The sequence below is a fragment of the Aeromonas sp. R5-4 genome, from assembly GCF_040908215.1.
Classification (GTDB): domain Bacteria; phylum Pseudomonadota; class Gammaproteobacteria; order Enterobacterales; family Aeromonadaceae; genus Aeromonas; species Aeromonas veronii.
On sequence record NZ_JBFODG010000033.1, the window covers coordinates 56,999 to 72,230 of the forward strand.

13 protein-coding genes are annotated in these 15,232 nt (G+C 59.7%); 4 read left to right on the forward strand and 9 right to left on the reverse strand.

Going from position 1 to position 15,232, the window contains the following annotated elements; translation table 11 throughout:
* Window positions 1-140: 140 nt before the first annotated feature.
* Complete coding sequence (gene lysS, locus AB5Y83_RS17470) at window positions 141-1,676, reverse strand: lysine--tRNA ligase (protein WP_005335201.1); 1,536 nt, start codon at window positions 1,674-1,676, stop codon at window positions 141-143.
* A 16-nt stretch (window positions 1,677-1,692) separates the two neighbouring features.
* A protein-coding gene (gene prfB / locus AB5Y83_RS17475) for a peptide chain release factor 2 (RefSeq protein WP_100645262.1) occupies window positions 1,693-2,791 on the reverse strand; the annotation gives its coding sequence in 2 pieces (ribosomal slippage) (window positions 1,693-2,715 and window positions 2,717-2,791; 1,098 coding nt in all).
* 256 nt (window positions 2,792-3,047) lie between these two features.
* Here prfB and AB5Y83_RS17480 point away from each other — a divergent pair.
* Window positions 3,048-4,919 carry a methyl-accepting chemotaxis protein gene (locus AB5Y83_RS17480; RefSeq protein WP_368175727.1) on the forward strand — a complete coding sequence of 624 codons (1,872 nt, stop codon included), beginning with the start codon at window positions 3,048-3,050 and terminating at the stop codon, window positions 4,917-4,919.
* Between the two features lie 240 nt (window positions 4,920-5,159).
* Here AB5Y83_RS17480 and gltS read toward each other — a convergent pair whose 3' ends face one another.
* A complete protein-coding gene (gltS, locus tag AB5Y83_RS17485; RefSeq protein ID WP_005348115.1) occupies window positions 5,160-6,359 on the reverse strand; it encodes a sodium/glutamate symporter in 1,200 nt (399 codons plus the stop codon).
* 446 nt (window positions 6,360-6,805) lie between these two features.
* Between gltS and ansA the strand changes: the two genes are divergently transcribed.
* Complete coding sequence (ansA, locus tag AB5Y83_RS17490; RefSeq protein WP_005354141.1) at window positions 6,806-7,813, forward strand: asparaginase; 1,008 nt, start codon at window positions 6,806-6,808, stop codon at window positions 7,811-7,813.
* 135 nt (window positions 7,814-7,948) lie between these two features.
* Here the strand turns inward: ansA and AB5Y83_RS17495 are convergent, their stop codons facing one another.
* Window positions 7,949-8,242 carry a YeaC family protein gene (locus AB5Y83_RS17495; protein WP_042061025.1) on the reverse strand — a complete coding sequence of 98 codons (294 nt, stop codon included), beginning with the start codon at window positions 8,240-8,242 and terminating at the stop codon, window positions 7,949-7,951.
* A 72-nt stretch (window positions 8,243-8,314) separates the two neighbouring features.
* Complete coding sequence (locus AB5Y83_RS17500) at window positions 8,315-9,748, reverse strand: glyceraldehyde-3-phosphate dehydrogenase (RefSeq protein ID WP_021229728.1); 1,434 nt, start codon at window positions 9,746-9,748, stop codon at window positions 8,315-8,317.
* A gap of 211 nt (window positions 9,749-9,959) precedes the next feature.
* Here AB5Y83_RS17500 and AB5Y83_RS17505 point away from each other — a divergent pair, with 211 nt between their 5' ends.
* Both AB5Y83_RS17505 and AB5Y83_RS17510 read left to right on the forward strand, forming a co-directional pair.
* Window positions 9,960-10,760, forward strand: a complete 801-nt coding sequence (locus AB5Y83_RS17505; RefSeq protein ID WP_058057173.1) for a DUF2989 domain-containing protein — start codon at window positions 9,960-9,962, stop codon at window positions 10,758-10,760.
* 7 nt (window positions 10,761-10,767) lie between these two features.
* A complete protein-coding gene (locus AB5Y83_RS17510; RefSeq protein WP_368175650.1) occupies window positions 10,768-11,328 on the forward strand; it encodes an NUDIX domain-containing protein in 561 nt (186 codons plus the stop codon).
* Window positions 11,329-11,702: 374 nt separating this feature from the next.
* Here AB5Y83_RS17510 and lipA read toward each other — a convergent pair whose 3' ends face one another.
* The 4 genes from lipA to AB5Y83_RS17530 form a co-directional block, all read right to left on the reverse strand.
* Window positions 11,703-12,668 (reverse strand): lipoyl synthase, encoded by a 966-nt coding sequence (gene lipA / locus AB5Y83_RS17515; protein ID WP_005335190.1) that lies wholly within the window; start codon window positions 12,666-12,668, stop codon window positions 11,703-11,705.
* Window positions 12,665-13,342 carry a lipoyl(octanoyl) transferase LipB gene (gene lipB / locus AB5Y83_RS17520; RefSeq protein ID WP_368175651.1) on the reverse strand — a complete coding sequence of 226 codons (678 nt, stop codon included), beginning with the start codon at window positions 13,340-13,342 and terminating at the stop codon, window positions 12,665-12,667. The genes lipA and lipB overlap by 4 nt, the downstream gene beginning before the upstream one ends.
* A 62-nt stretch (window positions 13,343-13,404) precedes the next feature.
* Entirely contained in the window at window positions 13,405-13,668 is a 264-nt protein-coding gene (gene ybeD, locus AB5Y83_RS17525) for a DUF493 family protein YbeD (protein ID WP_005335178.1), read from the reverse strand.
* 292 nt (window positions 13,669-13,960) lie between these two features.
* A complete protein-coding gene (locus tag AB5Y83_RS17530) occupies window positions 13,961-15,157 on the reverse strand; it encodes a D-alanyl-D-alanine carboxypeptidase family protein (RefSeq protein ID WP_005335176.1) in 1,197 nt (398 codons plus the stop codon).
* Window positions 15,158-15,232 lie beyond the last annotated feature (75 nt).

Here is a 15,232-nt window from a genome sequence, read left to right on the forward strand (position 1 = left end):
ACAAAGAATAAAAATATCTTCTTTATTCCATTATTGAATTTATAAAGTGATTTGGCGGTAAAGGAGATAGAAAAACGCCCCGCTGTTGCGGGGCGTTTTCAAGCTATCGCGCTCGGGATGGATCCCGGCGGGCATGAACCTTACTTCTGCGGACGCAGGGCAGGGAACAGAATGACGTCACGGATGGTGTGGCTGTTGGTGAACAGCATGACCAGACGGTCGATACCGATACCCTGACCGGCAGTCGGCGGCAGGCCGTGTTCCAGTGCGGTGACGAAGTCGGCGTCGTAGAACATGGCTTCGTCGTCGCCAGCTTCTTTCTGATCAACCTGATCCTGGAAGCGCTTGGCCTGGTCTTCTGCATCGTTCAGCTCGGAGAAGCCGTTGGCCAGCTCGCGGCCACCGATGAAGAATTCGAAGCGGTCGGTCACGTCCGGGTTCACGTCGTTGCGGCGGGCCAGCGGAGAAACGGCGGCCGGGTACTCGGTGATGAAGGTCGGTTGCAGCAGCATGTGCTCCACGGTCTCTTCGAAGATCGCGGTGATCACGTGGCCCAGCTCCCAGCCCTTCATCAGCTCGATGTGCAGACGCTTGGCAACAGCCTTGGCGCTCTCGAGGGTAGCCAGATCGTCCAGAGTTACATCCGGGTTGAACTTCAGGATGGACTCGACCATGGTGAGGCGCTGGAACGGCTGACCGAAATCGATGGTCAGGCCCTCTTCGCCCTCTTTGGCGTAACGGATCTTGGTGTCGCCCAGAATGTCCTGCGCCAGGGTGCGCAGCAGCTCTTCGGTCAGGTCCATCAGATCGATGTAGTCGGCGTAGGCCATGTAGAACTCGATCATGGTGAACTCGGGGTTGTGACGAACCGAGATACCTTCGTTACGGAAGTTGCGGTTGATCTCGTAGACACGCTCGAAGCCACCGACCACCAGACGCTTCAGGTAGAGCTCCGGAGCGATACGCAGGTACATGTCGATGTCCAGCGCATTGTGGTGAGTGACGAACGGACGCGCGGAGGCACCACCCGGGATGACTTGCATCATCGGGGTTTCCACTTCCATGAAGCGCTTTTCGTTGAAGAACTTGCGGATACCGGCAACCACCTGGGTGCGGATCATGAAGGTCTTGCGGGACTCTTCGTTGGCGATCAGATCCAGGTAGCGCTGGCGGCAGCGAGCTTCCTGGTCGGTCAGGCCTTTGTGCTTCTCTGGCAGCGGACGCAGCGCCTTGGTCAGCAGGCGGATATCGGAAACGTGAACGGAGAGCTCACCGGTCTGGGTCTTGAACAGGGTACCTTCGACACCCACGATGTCGCCCAGATCCCACTTCTTGAACTGCTCGTTGTAGAAACCTTCCGGCAGGTCGTCACGGGTGACGTAGACCTGGATCTTGCCGGCCATGTCCTGCAGGGTGGCGAAAGAAGCCTTGCCCATGATCCGGCGGGTCATGATGCGACCGGCAATCTTCACCCGTTTACCCAGGCTCGTCAGCTCCTCGGCGCTTTTGTCGTCGAACTCTGCGTGCAGATCGCCAGAGAGGCTGTCGCGACGGAAGTCGTTGGGGAAAGGATTACCCTGGGCGCGCAGGGCGGCCAGCTTGGAACGACGCTCGGTCATCTCGTTGTTGAGTTCGAGAGTTTGGTCGACTTCCGGAGTGATGGTTTGTTCAGACATGGTGATTCCTGCTTGTTTACAGACCTGATTTCAGGCTGGCTTCGATAAACTTGTCCAAGTCACCGTCGAGCACCGATTGGGTATTACGGGTTTCGACGCCGGTGCGCAGATCCTTGATACGGGAGTCATCCAGCACATAGGAACGGATCTGGCTGCCCCAACCGATATCAGACTTGGTCTCTTCCAGGGCTTGTTTCTCAGCGTTCTGCTTCTGAATTTCCAGCTCGTAGAGCTTGGCTTTCAGCTGCTTCATACACTGGTCTTTGTTTTTGTGCTGGGAACGGTCGTTCTGGCACTGTACCACGACACCGGTCGGAACGTGGGTAATACGCACCGCGGATTCGGTTCGGTTAACGTGCTGACCACCGGCACCGGAGGCGCGGTAGACGTCGATCCGCAGATCTGCCGGGTTGATCTCGATATCGATATCGTCGTCGATCTCGGGGTAAACGAACACAGAACAGAAGGAGGTGTGACGGCGGCCACCGGAATCGAACGGGGACTTACGAACTAGGCGGTGTACGCCGGTTTCGGTACGCAGCCAGCCGAACGCATATTCGCCGGTGAACTTGATGGTGGCGGATTTGATACCAGCCACGTCGCCTTCGGAGCATTCAATCAGCTCGGGCTTGTAGCCGTGGGCATCGCCCCAGCGCAGGTACATGCGCAGTACCATGTTGGCCCAATCCTGTGCTTCGGTACCACCGGAGCCGGATTGAATATCGATATAGCAGTCGGAGCCGTCGTGCTGACCGGAGAACATGCGGCGGAATTCGAGATCCACCAGCTTGGCTTCCAGCTGTTCGGATTCGGCGATGGCTTCGTTGAAGGTCTCTTCGTCTTCCCCTTCCACGGCCAGGCTCACCAGCATCTCGACGTCATCCACGCCCTGGGTCAGGGTGTCGATGGTGCCGACCACGTTTTCCAGCGCGACGCGCTCTTTGCCCAGCGCCTGTGCGCGCTCGGGTTCATTCCATACGTCCGGCTGTTCCAGCTCGGCGTTGACCTCTTCTAGACGCTCTTTCTTGGCGTCATAGTCAAAGGTACCCCCTAAGAAGCTCGGTCCGCTCAGACAGCTCCTTAAGTTTATTTAATACGGGATTAACTTCGAACATCGTGAAAACTCTCAGGGTCGATGTGATTTAAAAACGGGATATTCTAGCCAATTGTGGAAGGAATAAACAGGGTTGCCTTGGCTTGTGCGGCTCATGCCGTCAATTTCTGGTGCACTTTTCTCCACCTCGGTAGAAAATATCGCCCGCAGACCCATTTTCAGGTTCAGTTTTGGCCATTCGGGTCGCTAATGACTACGTGTAGTGTTGTGCAATTTAGGGAAAAACCCGCTCCTCACCTCAATAAGAAGAACACATGATGAAAAACCTGTCACTCAAGCAGAAGATACTGTTGTCAGTGGTGATCGCCCTTTCGTTGGTGATTTTGTTGCTCTCTTGGCAGAGCTATAGCAGCCAGAAGTCCCTGTTGCTGCAAGGCAGCAAGGAGCAGTTGCAACGGCTGGGTACCCAGCAGGCCGAGCGTGTCAGCGACTGGCTCGCAGCCCGTCGCGACGTGATCCAGGCGCTCGGCAACAAGGCCGGTGCCGAACCCCTCAATGCCTTGCAACAGGCACAAGTTTCCGGCCGTTTCCAGCTCACCTATTTCGGTGAGAGCAGTGGCAAGATGAATGACTCCGATCCTTCCATCAACCGCGATGGCTACGACCCGCGCTCCCGCGGCTGGTATCAGGAGGCGATGAGCAAAGGTGGCCTGATTGTCACCAAGCCCTATCTCGACGTGGCCTACAACATCATGGTGGTGACCCTGGCCCAGCCGGTTGCTGGCGGGGTAGTCGGTGGTGACCTCTCCATCGCCTCGCTGGTGGAAGACGTGACCAAGATGCAGCTGCCTGCCGACGGTTTCGCCATCATGATGCACAAGGATGGCACCATCATCGCCTACAAGGATGCCGCCAAGGCGATGAAACCGGCCAGCGAGATCGACAATGATCTGACCAACGCGCTGATCGAGCAGAGCAAGTCGAGCAAGGATCTGGTTCCTGCCTACTTCGACAACGAAGGTCGCGACAAGCTGCTGTGGGCGGCTGATATCCCCGACACGGATTGGGAACTGGTGCTGGTGCTGGACAAGGCCGCGCTGGAAGCGCCGCTCTCCTCCCTGCTGATGACCCAGCTGGGGATGGCGCTGCTGGTGCTGGTGGGTAGCATCCTCGCTATCTCCTGGCTGGTCAGCATGCTGCTTGGCCCGCTCACCAAGGTCTCCCTGGCGCTGGCCCGCATTGCCGATGGTAACGGTGATCTGACCCAGCGCATCAAGATCGACGCCAACGACGAAGTGGGCCAACTGGCCAACAGCTTCAACCGTTTCGTCGGCAGCCAGCATCAGCTGATCGGCAATATCCGTCAGCTGGCCAACGAGTTGAACGCCGATGCCGAGCGCAGTCTGGTGACCAACCAGGCCGCGGTGGACGAGCTGCAGCGTCAGCAGCAGGAGGTGACCATGGTCGCCACGGCGGTCACCGAGATGGCGAGCGCCACCATGGAGATCGCCGGCAACGCCGAGAATACCGCCGCCGCTGCCCAGCAATCTGCCCAGAGCAGTGAGCAGGGCAAGATGCTGGTCAACAAGACCCGCCAGTCCATCAATGGTCTGGCCGAAGAGGTGGGGCAGGCGACCGAGGTGATCGGCGAGCTGAGCCGTCACGCGCAGGCCATCACCAGCATTCTCTCCACCATTCAGGGGATTGCCGAGCAGACCAACCTGCTGGCACTGAACGCGGCCATCGAAGCGGCCCGTGCCGGTGAGCAGGGTCGTGGTTTTGCGGTGGTCGCTGACGAGGTGCGGGTGCTGTCGCGCCGTACTCAGGACTCCACCCAGCAGATCCAGTCCACTATCGAGACCCTGCAACAGACCACCGCTCGTGCGGTAAGCCTGATGCAGACCAGTCAGGGGCTGGCGGACAACAGCGTGCAGGATGCCGATCAGGCGGTGCGTGCGCTGGAAGAGATCACCAGCGCCATCTCCCTCATCTCCGACATGGCGGGTCAGATCGCCACAGCCGCCGAGGAGCAGACTCAGGTGACCGGCGAGATCACCCAGAACACCACCGCCATCAAGGATGTGAGTGACGAGATCACCGCTGCTGCCATGCGCGATCTGGATCAGGCCCACAGCCTTAAAGGGCGTGCTGCTGACCTTAACCAGCAGGTATCGACCTTTATCCTGTAAGGTGCAACTCACGGCCTGTTCCGCCTGAGATAAACAAGCCCCGCCCTCTGTCGAGTGCGGGGCTTTTTGTTGTTCGGGGGAGAGCGGGATGTGGGGATTCCGGGTAGTCCGGGTTGCTCGCGGGTCACCCTGGTGGCGGATACGTGCCCCGGCTCTGCCTGCGTCAGCTGGCGAGTAGGGAGCAAGCAAAGAGCCCACCGAAAGGTGGGCTCTGATCATATACGTCTGACGGAAAGGGAATTACAGGAATGGCATCGCCATAAACAGCTTGATCACCATGGCGTTGATGATGTCGATAAAGAAGGCGCCCACCATGGGCACCACCAGAAACGCCAGGTGGGAGGGACCGAAGCGCTGGGTGATGGCCTGCATGTTGGCAATCGCGGTCGGGGTGGCCCCGAGGCCAAAGCCGCAGTGACCTGCCGCCAGCACGGCCGCATCGTAATTTTTGCCCATCACCCGGAAGGTGACGAAGATGGCGTAGAGCGCCATCGCCACGGTCTGGGCGGCCAGCAGAATGAAGATGGGCAGGGCCAGGCTGGCCAGATCCCACAATTTCAGGCTCATCAGTGCCATGGCGAGGAACAGCGACAGGCTGACGTTGCCCAGCAGGGATACCTCGCGATCGCTCACCTCATGCCAGTTCAGCAGGGTCAGGACGTTGCGCAGCAGCACGCCGACAAACAGCACGCAGACAAAGATCGGCAGCTCGAAGGCGCCCCCTTTGAGCGAGGCGGAGAGCAGCTCGCCACCCTTGAGGCTGATGGCGATCAGCGCCAGCGTCTCGATGACGCTGAAAGTGGTGAGGGGGCGCTCCATGTCGGGCATTTCGAAGCCCTGGGGGGCCTCATCCTGATTGTGCTCCTCACCGGGCACCTGCACTTTCTTCACCAGATAGCGAGCGACCGGACCACCGATCAGGCCGCCCAGCACCAGACCGAATGTGGCACAGGCGATGGCGAGCTCAGCGGCGGATTGCACGCCGTACTTCTCGGAGAAGGTGGCACTCCAGGCCGCCCCGGTGCCGTGGCCGCCGGAGAGAGTGATGGAGCCGGCCAGCAGCCCCATGTGGGGATCTAGACCGAGCAGGGTCGCCAGACCGACACCCAGACTGTTCTGCACCAGCAGCAGGCCGGTGACCACCATCAGGAAGGTAACCACCGCCTTGCCGCCGCGTTTCAGGCTGGCGAGATCGGCGGAGAGACCGATGGAGGCGAAGAAGGCCAGCATCAGCGGGGTTTGCAGGCTGGTATCAAATTGCAGCTCCATCTGCAGGGTGGAGCGCAACAGCAGCAGTACCAGCGCGACCACCAGGCCGCCGGCTACCGGTTTGGGGATGTTGAAGGTACGCAGCAGCCCGACTCGGGTAACCAACACCCGGCCAAGCAGCAATACCAGAGTGGCAGCGACCAGCGTTGCGTAGGAATCAAGTTGTAACATTCAGTACTCCCATGTTGATTGGCTGTGTCTTTCATAGCAAAAGACTTACAGATTCAGCCGGGATGAAACCAGTGTGGCTTATGTGCCAGCAAAGAAGGGGAAACATCTCCCCGCCCCAGGAAAGATGGGGCTTGTGCGGGCCTGAAATGCTCAGGCATCCAGATGAGATTTTAGTAAAATCCGGCGGATTGTAGCAAAAAGCATCGTTTAATTCCATCTTTGTCGTATTAATGCTCGTTTTAGTGGTTTATTGTGACATTTAACACTATGTAGGTAGAGGGCAGAAAAGCCGAAAAGGGTGCATGGAACGGCTGTCATTTGGGGCGCCAGTCTCTATAATTCGCCGGTTTCCGCTGCACGCAGAGGCGCTGGCGGGCGTTGACATTGTGGTTCACCCCGACATGGTTCATGTTCCGGCGGTGTTCACTTCATCAAGAGGAGAGGGTGTGAAGAAGTCTATCTACATTGCCTACACAGGCGGCACCATTGGGATGCAGCGTTCCGATCACGGCTACGTGCCGATGGCGGGCTTTATGGAAGACTGTCTGGCGCGGATGCCCGAGTTCCACCGCCCCGAGATGCCGGATTACCATATCCACGAATATGCCCCTCTCATCGACTCCTCCGACATGACCCCGGCGGATTGGCAGCGCATCGCCGAGGATATTCGTGACAACTACGACAAGTACGACGGTTTTGTCATTTTGCACGGTACCGACACCATGTCGTTCACCGCCTCGGCGCTCTCTTTCATGCTGGAAGATCTGCACAAGCCGGTTATCATCACCGGTTCCCAGATCCCGCTCGCCGAGTTGCGCTCCGACGGTCAGCAGAATCTGCTCAACGCCCTCTATATCGCGGCCAACTACCCGATCCACGAGGTGACGCTGTTCTTCAACAACCAGCTCTATCGCGGCAACCGCAGCAAGAAGGTGCACGCCGACGGCTTCCACGCTTTCGACTCCCCCAACTATCCGCCGCTGCTCAATGCCGGGATCGCCATCTCGCTGGAAGCGGGCGAGTTGGGCGTGCCGTCCGAGCGGCCGCTGGTGCTGCATGACATCACCCCCCAGCCCATCGGCGTGGTGACCCTCTATCCGGGGATCTCCAGCGAGGTGATCGCCAACATCCTGCAACAGCCGGTGAAGGCGCTGATCCTGCTGTCATTCGGGGTCGGCAATGCGCCGCAAAACCCGGCCATGCTGGCGCTGCTCTCCGAGGCTTCGGCCCGTGGCGTCATCATCGTCAACCTGAGCCAGTGCCTGCACGGCAAGGTCAACATGGGCGGCTATGCTACCGGCAACGCCCTGTCGCGGGCCGGGGTGATCTCGGGCTTTGACATGACCGCCGAGGCTGCACTCACCAAGCTCCACTTCCTGTTGAGCCAAGACTTGCCCTCCCACCGCATTCGCGAGCTGATGCAGCAGTCGTTGCGTGGGGAGCTGACTCCCTGATAACCCTCGCGGTAGGGTGCAATAAGCGCAGCGCATTGCACCGGTGACGAGGGGTGATAAGTTAGGAAAAAAGAGGGGAGCCATAATGGCTCCCCTCTCTGTTGTGGCCGCTGCGGGCGGCCTGCCGGGTAAGACTCAGTGGTTGAGGTCGACCCGGACTATCTCTTCCTCATCGCGATACTGACGCTTGAGCTCGCTCTTGCTCTTCATCACGATCTCACCGTCGCGGCCGATGTTCATGTGCTCGGGATTGTCGAGATGCATCGCCTGCCAGGCCATCACTGCTTGCAGGGAGGTGGCCTTCTGCTCGTCGGTCAGGGGCTTGCCATCGGGCCACTTGCCCAGCTCGACTGCGGTCTTGAGCCGCTCGTACACCTCTTGTGGCATCTGCCTGATAGCTTGTAAAAACTCACCCTGTTGAAACGACATCCGGCCTTCTCCTTGAACTATTGAGCCATAAACTGCGGGATCTGACGGGTCATGCAGGTAGACTCTATCGGTCTATGCAGGCAGATCCTGTCGGACTACGCCAGCCATCTGTTCCATCACCCGCACTACCTGACAACTGTACCCGAACTCGTTGTCATACCATACGTAGAGCACACAATGATCCCCTTCGGCGATGGTCGCCTGGGAGTCGACGATGCCCGCATAACGGGAACCTACCATGTCGGAGGAGACCAGCTCGGTACTGGCGCTGAAGTCGATCTGGCGATGGAGGGCCGAGCTTAGCGCCATCTGTTGCAGATAGGCGTTGAGGCTCTCCCGATCGGTGGCCTGCTCCAGCGACAGATTGATAATCGCCAGCGAGACGTTGGGGGTCGGCACCCGGATGGCGTTGCCGGTCAGCTTGCCCTTGAGTTCCGGCAGCGCCTTGGCCACCGCCTTGGCGGCGCCGGTGCTGGTCATCACCATATTGAGAGCTGCGCTGCGACCGCGGCGCTCGCCTTTGTGATAGTTGTCGATGAGGTTCTGATCGTTGGTGTAGGAGTGGACCGTCTCCACGTGACCGTGGCGGATGCCGAATCGCTCCTGCATCACCTTGAGCACCGGGGTGATGGCGTTGGTGGTGCAGGAGGCGGCGGAGATGATCCTGTCATCCGGGCCTATCACCTCATGGTTGACCCCGAACACCACGTTCTTCATCTCCCCCTTGCCGGGGGCGGTCAGTAGCACCTTGCCGGCACCGCGCGCTTTCAGGTGCTCGGAGAGGCCTGCCTCGTCACGCCAGACGCCGGTGTTGTCGACGATCAGCGCATCGTGAATGCCGTAGGCGGTGTAGTCGATGTCGGCCGGGCTATTGGCGTAGATCACCTGAATGAAGGTGCCGTTGGCAATGATGGCGCTGCGCTCCACATCCACCTCGATGGAGCCGTTGAAGGGGCCGTGCACCGAGTCGCGGCGCAGCAGGCTGGCGCGTTTCTCCAGATCCCCGTCGCGACCACCGCGTACCACGATGGCGCGCAGGCGCAGCGGATTGGCGGCGCCGGTACGCTCGATCAGCAGGCGGGCCAGCAGGCGGCCGATACGGCCAAAGCCGTAGAGCACCACGTCGGTCGGCTGCGGCATCTGGCTGCGGCCAAGGGCCGGTGCCAGTCGCGCTTGCAGATAGTCCTCTATCCCGGCTTCATCCTGATGATCCTGCCAGTAGCCGACTGCCAGCTTGCCAAGGTCAACCTCGGCGGCGGTGGGTTTGAGGGCCACGATGGCCTGAAGCAGGGGGAAGCTTTGCTGGATGGGGAGGGGAGCGCCCTGGTGGCGGCGGACGACCCGGTGGGCCTTGAGGATATCGATGGTGGAGGCGTTTTGCAGCGGGCGGCCGTAGAGGGTGATCTCGACCCCTTGTTGTCGGTAGAGGCGACCAATCAAGGGCTGCATGGCTTCGGCGAGCTCCTGGCTCTCCTGCCACGCTTGCAAGTAGTGCTCGTGGGTCATTGACCAGATCCTTTATTTCACGTTGTTGGTGTAAATAGAAAATTCGTCGAATGCAGATCAGTGTAGGGGTGTATATTTCGTTATATTATTCTGCAATCGCGGCCTTATATGGCGCGCGTATTGTAATGGATATGTAACCGGTTTGCTAGCCGGAGGTGGCCCGTAAAGGCGCCAGTTGTTACCAACCCGCGTTACCAACAAGATGTGAACCATGGCCAATTTCCCCCTGCGACAGACCTTCATCATGCTTTCCGTCGGCCTTGCCGTGGCTGGCTGCAATGACGACCGGATCCACAATATCTGCAGCAACCATGCCGAGCTCTGTCAGGATCTGGTGGACGATGGCTGGTGCCGCTACGAGCGTACCGATGTGATCCGCAGTCGCTTCTATCTCAAGGAGGAGGGGACGGATCGGCGCAAGTACGAGCTGATGCGCAACCTTGAGCGCTATCTCAAATGTGCCGAGCGCTCCACCAACATCGAGTACAAGAATGCCCGCGAGCAGAAGAGTCCACGGGTCGAGGGCATGCTGGCGGCCGGGGATCAGTTGGCCCAGCTCGATGCGGCGACCCGCAATTCACAAGATCCCTACCTGCTGCTCTGGCACTGGACCAACAACACCAACGAGTTGGCTCGTCAGCAGTTTATGGCGCTGGAAGGCACCAAGGCGCTGGATGAACCCGAGCTGCAACTGGCGCTCGGCGGTATCTACGCCAAGAGCGACCCCGAAAAGGCCATTGCCACCCTGCAGCACGGTCTCTCCCTCTATCAGGAGGGGGACAAGGTGAACAGCCGCATGTTCACCTCCCTCAGCACCCTCTATATGGGCCAGAAACAGTACGGGCTGGCCTATCTGTGGGGCAAGGTGAGCGAGTCGTTTCAGGATAGCCCCGAGGTCTCAGCCAAACGTTTTGGCATCTACCACACCCTGAGCAAGACAGAGCAGGATGGTTACGATGTGCGGGCTGCCGAGATTGTCGAGCAGCTCAAGCATGGCAACTACCGGCCCTGAGGCAGTGATGACGACGTTTTCTCCGGCCAGCTGCTGGCCCAATCCGTTCGATCTCTCTTTCGTTCATGGCGAGGTGCGTACCGATGGCCGTACTCTTGAGCGCCTCACGGTACGTGCCGTGGTGCTGCGCGGCGACGAGCTGCTGCTGGTTCACTCCCGGGTTAACGGCGATCTGATGTTCCCCGGGGGCGGCATTGAAGCGGGGGAGAGCCACCATGTGGCATTAGCTCGCGAGTTGCTGGAGGAGTGCGGTGCCGACCTGCGGGAAGTGGGGGGCCTGCTTGGCGAGACCCGTGAATATCGCGCCGCCCGCGAACCGGGGTTCGATGCCTACTGCATCCGCTCGCTCTACTATCTGTGCCGGATTGCTGAGCAGCTGGTAGCGCCGCAGCCGCAGCCCTACGAGATCCGGCTTGGCTTTGTGCCCGGCTGGTTTGCGATCGACGAGGCGCTGCAGACCAACAAGACCCAACTGGCGGGGCCATGCCCCCAGTGGACGGCGCGGGAAACCCGGGTGCTGGCCCAGTTGCAGCGCTGGCATCAGCAGGGGCGCTTCGAGGAGGAGTGACCATCAGGAGTGACAAGGGGGCGCGATGCCTCTCGTTGTCGTCTATATCGGGGGTGGCATCGCGCCTCGCCTGCTCGAATAGCGGACGGCTTCATGGCTCAGATTGTTGCAAATAAATCGGTTGGAGTTTTCTCTCTGTTGCGCTGGTGAGACAATTTGCCTTGTCAGTGCGTCCGGCTTGCCGGCCATGATGGCCAGAAAGCAGTGCCCGATTTGCCGCCGTAATCGGCATAAGCAGATGCTTGCGGGGGGCGTCGGCAGCCTTGATAGCGCAGCATCAGCCAGCCATGAGCCATAAAAAAGAGCGCCTCGGGGCGCTCTTTTTGTTGCTGCTGGCGAAAGGAGGGGGTGTTTCACCCCTCTTTGCTGCGAGGTTACTTGACCTCTTCGCCCTTGGCTTGCAGATCCGCGTGGTAGGAGGAGCGAACGAAAGGACCACAGGCTGCGTGGGTAAAGCCCAGCTCCATGGCGACATCTTTCAGCTCGTCAAACTCTGCGGGCGGCACGTAGCGCTTGACCGGCAGGTGGTGGCGGCTTGGCTGCAGATACTGACCCAGGGTCAGCATATTGACGCCGTGGGCGCGCAGATCCTTGAGTACCTCGACGATCTCTTCGTTGGTCTCGCCAAGGCCCATCATCAGACCGGATTTGGTCGGCACGTGGGGGTGCATCTCCTTGATGCGGCGCAGCAGCTCCAGCGACCACTTGTAGTCGGCACCCGGGCGGGCGACGCGATACATGCGCGGCGCGGTTTCCAGGTTGTGGTTGAAGACGTCCGGCGGGGTCTCGCGGAACACCTCCAGTGCCTGCTCCATCCGGCCACGGAAGTCCGGGGTCAGGATCTCGATGCGGGTCTGCGGGCTGTGCTCGCGGATCTCGCGGATGCAGTCGGCGAAGTGCTGGGCACCGCCGTCGCGCAGATCGTCGCGGTCCACCGAGGTGATCACCACATACTTGAGGTTCATCTCCTTGATGGTCAGCGCCAGCTTCTTCGGCTCTTCCGGATCGAGTGCCAGCGGGCGGCCGTGGGCCACGTCGCAGAAGGGGCAGCGACGAGTGCAGATGGCGCCCATGATCATGAAGGTGGCGGTGCCGTGGTTGAAGCACTCCGCCAGATTGGGGCAGGAGGCCTCTTCACAGACCGAGTGCAGCTTGTTTTTGCGCAAGGTGCTCTTGATGTGTTCGATCTTCTGGCTGGAGGGGGGCAGCTTGATCCGCATCCAGTCCGGCTTGCGAAGGAGTTCTTCGTTGGGATCCGGCATGAATTTCACCGGGATCAGGGCCATCTTGTCGCCATCGCGCAGCTTGACGCCCGGCTCCATACGAACGGGTTTGCTCATGATTCACTCTCGGTGTTTGTTATTGTTTGATAGCCAATCAGGCGGGCCAGCTCGGCCACCAGAATGGATTGCGCCTCGGCCACGCTCTGCGGGCCGCCCAGGGCGCTGGTCTGGGTCATGGCCATGCCCGCATAGCCGCACGGATTGATGTGCAGGAAGGGGGTCATGTCCATGTTGATGTTGAGGGCCAGCCCGTGGAACGAGCACCCCTTGCGGATGCGCAGCCCCAGCGAGGCCAGTTTTGCCTCCATGCCAAGGTCATTTTTCACATAGACCCCGGGAGCATCGGCCTTGGCATAAGCCTGGATATCGCTTTTGGCGAGGGTGTTGATGATGGCTGTCTCCAGCGCGGTCACCAGCTCGCGAACCGAGAATTTGCAGCGGCGGACATCCACCAGTACGTAGAGCACCAGTTGGCCCGGGCCGTGATAGGTCACCTGACCGCCGCGATCGCTCTGCACCACCGGGATATTGCCCGGATTGAGCAGGTGTTCGGCCTTGCCGGCCTGACCCTGGGTGTAGACGGGATCGTGCTCTACCACCCAGAACTCGTCCGGGGTATCGCTGGTGCGGTTGTCGGTGAAGGCTTTCATGGCGTCCCATACCTGCTGGTAGGGGCGGCGACCCAGCTGCCTGACAATCAGACTGGACTGGGCGGGGATCTGGGATGACATGGCGTCCTCGCGGCGTGCTGCGGCCAAAAACAGTCGCCCCGCAGAACGGGGCGAGAGAGAAATTACAGTACGTATTTCACCAGCTCGATCTTGCCAAGGGCGTGGTACATCGCTTCGATGTGCTCCTTGCTCTGGGCAGTCACGGTCACGCGGACCGAGTGGTAGTTGCCCTTGGAGCTGGGCTGGACGGTCGGGCTGTAGGTGCCGGGGGCGTGCTGCTGCAGCACTTCAACCACCATTTCCGGCAGTGCCGGGTCGGCAACGCCGAGTACCTTGAACGGGAATTTGCAGGGAAACTCCAGCAGTTCATCAAACTTGGTATTCATTTACTCACCTTTTGCGTCATCACCGGGATGACTTCATCTTGGATGGCTAGTGGCCGATGGCCCGTGGAGGCCGCCATTTCAAGTCTATATGGGCACGGCTCATAACTATATGGGCGCTGCCCGGACCGGGATCAAGGCCAGGATCGGTCAGACAAGGATGGAAGTGCTGCTTTTTACCACAAATCAGGGTAAGGCGGAACCTGCAGTTTACAGGGTTATTCACTGCCTTTGCCGGTCACAGACAGCAGCGGCGCCTGTTGGCGCCGCTGTTTGGTGAGGATTGTGCGTTGGATTACTTGAACCAGCTGGTGACCAGCAGTACCAGATAGTCCCACAGACGGCTCATCAAGCCACCTTCCTGCACCTCTTCCAGGGCTACCAGCGGCACCTGCTTGATCTCTTTGTCACCCTGTTTCAGGAACACGGTACCGACGCGCTGACCCTTGGCCAGCGGCGCTTTCAGCTCGCTGTCGAGCTGGAAATCAGCCTTCAGGTTGTTACCCTGACCGCGGGTGACCAGCACGGAGACATCTTTGTCGACGCCCAGTTTCACTTCCGGTTTGTCGCCCATCCAGATCTTCTGGGTGACCAGCTCGGTGCCTGCCTTGTACGGGGTCAGGCTCTGGAAGAAGCGGAAGCCATAGGTGAGCAGTTTTTTGCTCTCGGCGGCGCGGGAGGCTTCGCTGCTGGCGCCCAGTACCACGGCGATCAGGCGCATGCCTTCGTTGTTGGTGGCAGAGGAGACCAGGTTATAGCCGACCTGGCTGACGTGGCCGGTCTTGATGCCATCCACCTGCAGGGATTGATCCCACAGCAGACGGTTGCGGTTGTGCTGGGTGATGCCGTTGAAGACGAAGGATTTCTGGGAGTAGATCTTGTACTCCTCCGGCAGGTCGCGGATCAGCGCCTGACCCAGACGGGCCATGTCGTGAGCGGTACTGTAGTGACCTTCCGCATCCAGGCCGTGCGGGTTCATGAAGTGGCTGTCGTTCATGCCAAGCTTGGCGGCCCAGCTGTTCATCAGGCTGGCGAAGGAGTCGGTGCTGCCCGCCAGGAACTCGGCCATGGCGACGCAGGCGTCGTTGCCGGACTGGATGATGATGCCCTTGTTGAGATCATCGACGGAGACCTGCTTGCCCACCTCGATAAACATCTTGGAGGAGTCGGAGTAGTTCTTGGACCAGGCGTTTTGGCTGATGGTCACCATGTCGGTGCGCTTGATGTTCCCCTTCAGCAGCTCCTGGCCGATGATGTAGGAGGTCATCATCTTGGTCAGACTGGCGGGCGGCAGACGCTCTTCGGCGTTCTGCTCGGCCAGCACCTGACCTGAGTAGTAATCGATCAGAATATGAGCCTTGGCGGAGATCTCCGGCGCGGCGGGAACCACCATGGGCATGGCATTCGGGGTCGGTGTCGGCACCGGCGTATTGGCCTGGGCGGTTACGCTGATCAGTGAGGCCAGAAGAACTGAACGGGCAAATTTGGACATCTTGAAATTCCTGCGAGCCAGATGGGGATAAAATGCGGGCCTAACTATACCAGATGCGCCCGCAGGTTATAGCCC

What these genes read in the sequence shown, in the direction of transcription:
- AB5Y83_RS17500 (WP_021229728.1), bottom strand. Translation starts at nt 9,748, where the DNA reads ATGACCCACGAGCACTACTTGCAAGCGTGGCAGGAGAGCCAGGAGCTC.
- ybeD (WP_005335178.1), bottom strand. Translation starts at nt 13,668, where the DNA reads ATGAATACCAAGTTTGATGAACTGCTGGAGTTTCCCTGCAAATTCCCG.
- AB5Y83_RS17495 (WP_042061025.1), bottom strand. Translation starts at nt 8,242, where the DNA reads ATGTCGTTTCAACAGGGTGAGTTTTTACAAGCTATCAGGCAGATGCCA.
- gltS (WP_005348115.1), bottom strand. Translation starts at nt 6,359, where the DNA reads ATGTTACAACTTGATTCCTACGCAACGCTGGTCGCTGCCACTCTGGTA.
- lipA (WP_005335190.1), bottom strand. Translation starts at nt 12,668, where the DNA reads ATGAGCAAACCCGTTCGTATGGAGCCGGGCGTCAAGCTGCGCGATGGC.
- AB5Y83_RS17510 (WP_368175650.1), top strand. Translation starts at nt 10,768, where the DNA reads ATGACGACGTTTTCTCCGGCCAGCTGCTGGCCCAATCCGTTCGATCTC.
- AB5Y83_RS17530 (WP_005335176.1), bottom strand. Translation starts at nt 15,157, where the DNA reads ATGTCCAAATTTGCCCGTTCAGTTCTTCTGGCCTCACTGATCAGCGTA.
- AB5Y83_RS17480 (WP_368175727.1), top strand. Translation starts at nt 3,048, where the DNA reads ATGAAAAACCTGTCACTCAAGCAGAAGATACTGTTGTCAGTGGTGATC.
- lipB (WP_368175651.1), bottom strand. Translation starts at nt 13,342, where the DNA reads ATGTCATCCCAGATCCCCGCCCAGTCCAGTCTGATTGTCAGGCAGCTG.
- AB5Y83_RS17505 (WP_058057173.1), top strand. Translation starts at nt 9,960, where the DNA reads ATGGCCAATTTCCCCCTGCGACAGACCTTCATCATGCTTTCCGTCGGC.
- lysS (WP_005335201.1), bottom strand. Translation starts at nt 1,676, where the DNA reads ATGTCTGAACAAACCATCACTCCGGAAGTCGACCAAACTCTCGAACTC.